The organism is Staphylococcus sp. EG-SA-2, from assembly GCF_017152085.1.
The window spans coordinates 1-603 of record NZ_JACYHC010001308.1 but is presented as its reverse complement, the minus strand read 5'-3'; the positions used below and the strand labels follow the sequence as shown (position 1 = coordinate 603).

Below are 603 nucleotides of genomic sequence, written 5' to 3'. Positions count from 1 at the left end.
GTGCAGTGAGTTATGTTTTAGAACAATTAGATGCACCAGTATATGGATCTAAATTGACAATAGCGTTAATTAAAGAAAATATGAAAGCCCGTAATATTGATAAAAAAGTTCGCTACTACACAGTTAATAATGATTCAATTATGAGATTCAAAAACGTGAATATTAGTTTCTTTAATACGACACACAGTATTCCTGATAGTCTAGGTGTTTGTATTCACACTTCATATGGTGCCATTGTGTATACAGGTGAATTTAAGTTTGACCAAAGTTTACATGGACATTATGCACCAGATATTAAACGTATGGCAGAGATTGGTGAAGAAGGTGTATTTGTCTTAATCAGTGATTCTACTGAGGCAGAGAAACCTGGATATAATACTCCGGAAAATGTGATTGAACATCATATGTATGACGCTTTTGCAAAAGTGCGAGGTCGCTTGATTGTTTCATGTTATGCTTCGAACTTTATACGTATACAGCAAGTTTTAAATATTGCTAGCAAGCTAAATCGTAAAGTGTCATTTTTAGGAAGATCACTTGAAAGTTCATTTAATATTGCTCGTAAAATGGGGTATTTCGACATTCCTAAAGATTTGCTAATTC

1 pseudogene is annotated in these 603 nt (G+C 33.3%); it reads left to right on the top strand.

The window, feature by feature from the left end:
- Positions 1–603 (top strand): annotated as a pseudogene (rnjB, locus tag IDG60_RS28370) (ribonuclease J2); the annotation flags it as partial.